Genomic DNA, 3,203 nt, shown 5'->3' on the forward strand with positions numbered 1-3,203 from the left:
ATGTAACTCTTGTATTTTAAAAGAGCATAAGTGGAATCCTGCACAGAAATGTCTCCAAATGTCTCCATTCGGTATCCATTTCTGTGAAAATTATTTCCGCAGTCGCGGCGGAGACGGGATCCCTCCCGTCCACCGCGCAGCAGCAGGCGCACAGCTGGTTCTCCGGGCTGGGCGTGCCGCCGCCGAAGCCGGAGACGGCTCCATCCAGCGAGCCGTCCTCCGGTGGCGCGCCGACCAGCGGCTCCCCCGGCCGATCGCCCCGGGCGAGTGACACCGTGCCGGCGCCCAGCCCGTCCACGGCGCCCAGCTCCACCTCGTCGGTCGCCGGGGCACGCGGTCTGTGCCGGGCCTGGCAGGCCACCGACGGCAAGAAGCAGGGCAAGGCGATGACGGCCGCGGCGCGGCGCAAGCTCACCGAGGCGGCCGGCGGCGCGTCGAGGATCCCCGCCTATTGCGCCCCGTACCTCGCCGAACCCTCGACCGCCCCGACGCCCACGCCCGACGTCACCACCAGCCCCACCCGGCCCGGGAACGGCAACGGCAACGGGAACGGCAATGGGAACGGCAATGGGAACGGCAATGGGAATGGCGACGGCGATGACGACGGCAATGGCAATGGCAATGGCGACGGGAACGGGAACGGCAACGGCCCGAAGGGCAGCCAGGGCGGAAAGCCCGGCGGCAACGACACCGCGAACGCGGTCGTGGACGGACGCGCCGGCCCGCCCGATTAGCTCCCTTCCCCCCGGTGGCCCCGGTCCGGTGTGGTGCCCAGCCGCACCGGACCGGGGCCCATTTTCGCGCACGCTCCTCGCAGAAGGGCTGACCGATGAGCAGAAGGGCTGACCGATGAGAAAGCTTCGCCGACTCATACGCCTCGTCCTCGTTCAGACCGCCGTCTCGGCCCTCGCCGGCCGCCGGGGGCGGTGGCGCCACACGATCCGGGTCGGGGCAGGCTCCGCTCACCCGACCGGGACGAGCACCGTTGTCTGCCATGCCGCACCGCATGAGCAGGCCGCCGACGCGGCGGACCCGTGGAACGCGCCGACCGTGCCCCGCGGCCGACCGCACAACCCGGCGACGGCAGAGCGCTGGTACAGCACGCAGCCGCATCCGGCACACCGCGCCAACACGCGCTGGCCGAGCAATTGACCTGGCTCGCGGATCGGTCCGGCCCGCGCGCGAAGCGGCAGCGTCACGGGGTGACCAGCCCGGTCTGGTAGGCGATGACGACCATCTGTGCGCGGTCCCGCGCACCGAGCTTCACCATCGCGTGACTGACATGGGTGCGGGCAGTCGCGGGGCTGAGGAACAGCGCCGCGCCGATCTCGTCGTTGCTCAGGCCCTGACCGACGAGCCCCAGGACCTCCCGTTCCCGTTTGGTGAGGACGGAGAGCCGCTGCTCCGCCGCCGCGTCGGCGGTGCGTCGTGCGGTGAACTGAGCGATGAGACGGCGGGTGATCCGCGGCGCGAGCAGAGCCTCCCCGGCCGCCACGACGCGGATGCCGTGCAGCAGCTCCGCCGGGCCGGCGTCCTTGAGCAGGAAACCACTGGCCCCGGCCTGCAGGCCTTCGAAGACGTTGGCATCGGTGTCGTACGTCGTCAGGATGAGGATGCGCACGCCGCGCAGGTCGGGCGCGGCGGTGATCGCCCGGGTGGCCTGGATGCCGTCCATCTTCGGCATCCGGATGTCCATCAGCAGGACGTCCGGGCGGGTGCTGCGGGCCAGCGCGACGGCTTCGACGCCGGTGGTTGCCTCCCCCACCACCGTGATGTCGTCCTCGATGTCGAGCAGCAGCCGGAAGCCGGATCTCACCAGCCGTTCGTCGTCGACGAGCAGAACCCGGATCGGCACGTTCATCCGGCCGGGGCCAGCGGGAGACGGGCGGTGACCGCGAAGCCGTTGCCCGCTCGCGGACCGGCGTCGAACTCCCCGCCCAGCAGGTGACACCGCTCCCGCATGCCGAGGATCCCGCCGCCCGGCCGGTGATCGGCGCGTTCCTCGATCCGCGTACCCGGCCGCGGACCCTCGTCCGTCACCCGGACCTCGACCTCCTCGGCGCTGTAGTCCAGCGCGACCGTGACCCGGGTCGGCCCGACGTGGCGGATCACGTTGGTGATCGACTCCTGCAGGATCCGGTAGACGGCGTTGCCCACGGCGCCGGGCACCGGCGGCGGTGACGGAGTGATGAGAAGATCGACATCCAGCCCGGCATCGCGCGCCTTGGTGGCGAGGTCGTCGATCTGCCCAGGTCCGGGGTACGGGGCACGCCCGTCGGCGTCGCGCAGGACGCCCAGCACCGCACGCATCTCGTGCAGAGCCTGCGAGCTGGTCTGCTCGATGGTCTCCAGGGCCGCCCGTGCCCGGTCCGGCCGCTTGTCCAGCACATGCGCGGTGACACCGGCCTGAACGTTGATCACGGCGATCGCGTGCGCGACGGTGTCGTGGACCTCCCGGGCGATCCGGAGCCGTTCCTCGTCCACCCGCGCGCGTGTCTCCTGCTCACGGGTCCGCTCCGCCAGCTCCGCGCGGGCCACCGCCTCCGCCGCGATGACCCGCCGGGCCCGGACGCTCTCGCCGAGGGAAGCGCTCATCACCGAGGCGCCGATCCGGAAGAACACCCAGCCGATGGCGGCCCGTGGCTCGATGTCGGCGGCGGCGACCAGCCAGCAGGCGGCCATCACGGCGATGCCCGCACCGGCGATCACCAGCGAGCGCCGGCCGTCGCCCAGGGCGGTGAACGTGTACAGGGCCACGAAGAGCCCGAGCCATCCCGGCCCGTCCGGGAAGCCGAGGGCGTAGTAGGCGATGCTGGCGGCCGCGGTCACGGCGAACACGGCGAAGGGCAGGCGGCGGCGCACGATCAGCACGGCACCACCGGCGATCAGCAGTCCGTATCCCAGGTGCCCGAGGTCGGCCAGGGGCCGCACCACCGACTCCGGTTCGTCACGGGTCCGGGTGACGGTGCCCTGCACCTGCATCACGGCGACGAACAGGGCCAGCAGCAGGTCCTGCGCCCAGGCAGGCGGCCGGTACGACGCGAGGCGGTCCTGCATGCCGTGATCCTAGGGCGTCCGGCCGCGCGGCTCCTACGTCGAGAAGCGCGATCCTCGGCGCTGCGGCTACGCCGGACTGCGTACCCGGTGCCGCCGGCGGGCGGACGACGCCGGGGCCCGCGACGCGCGACGATCGTCGGCATCGA

Annotated in this window: 3 protein-coding genes; 1 reads left to right on the top strand and 2 read right to left on the bottom strand. The window is 71.8% G+C overall.

What is annotated here, in order from left to right:
* Positions 1-83: 83 nt before the first annotated feature.
* Entirely contained in the window at positions 84-734 is a 651-nt protein-coding gene (locus AB0M20_RS34385) for a hypothetical protein (RefSeq protein WP_364304522.1), read from the top strand.
* 461 nt (positions 735-1,195) lie between these two features.
* On the opposite strand, the gene AB0M20_RS34390 is transcribed toward AB0M20_RS34385, so the two are convergent.
* Both AB0M20_RS34390 and AB0M20_RS34395 read right to left on the bottom strand, forming a co-directional pair.
* Positions 1,196-1,861: a response regulator transcription factor gene (locus AB0M20_RS34390; RefSeq protein WP_364304523.1), complete on the bottom strand. Its 666-nt coding sequence runs from the start codon at positions 1,859-1,861 to the stop codon at positions 1,196-1,198.
* Entirely contained in the window at positions 1,858-3,057 is a 1,200-nt protein-coding gene (locus tag AB0M20_RS34395) for a sensor histidine kinase (RefSeq protein ID WP_364304524.1), read from the bottom strand. The genes AB0M20_RS34390 and AB0M20_RS34395 overlap by 4 nt, the downstream gene beginning before the upstream one ends.
* Positions 3,058-3,203 lie beyond the last annotated feature (146 nt).

The organism is Actinoplanes sp. NPDC051633 (genome assembly GCF_040681735.1).
Lineage (GTDB): Bacteria > Actinomycetota > Actinomycetes > Mycobacteriales > Micromonosporaceae > Actinoplanes.

What these genes read in the sequence shown, in the direction of transcription:
- AB0M20_RS34390 (WP_364304523.1), bottom strand. Translation starts at nt 1,861, where the DNA reads ATGAACGTGCCGATCCGGGTTCTGCTCGTCGACGACGAACGGCTGGTG.
- AB0M20_RS34395 (WP_364304524.1), bottom strand. Translation starts at nt 3,057, where the DNA reads ATGCAGGACCGCCTCGCGTCGTACCGGCCGCCTGCCTGGGCGCAGGAC.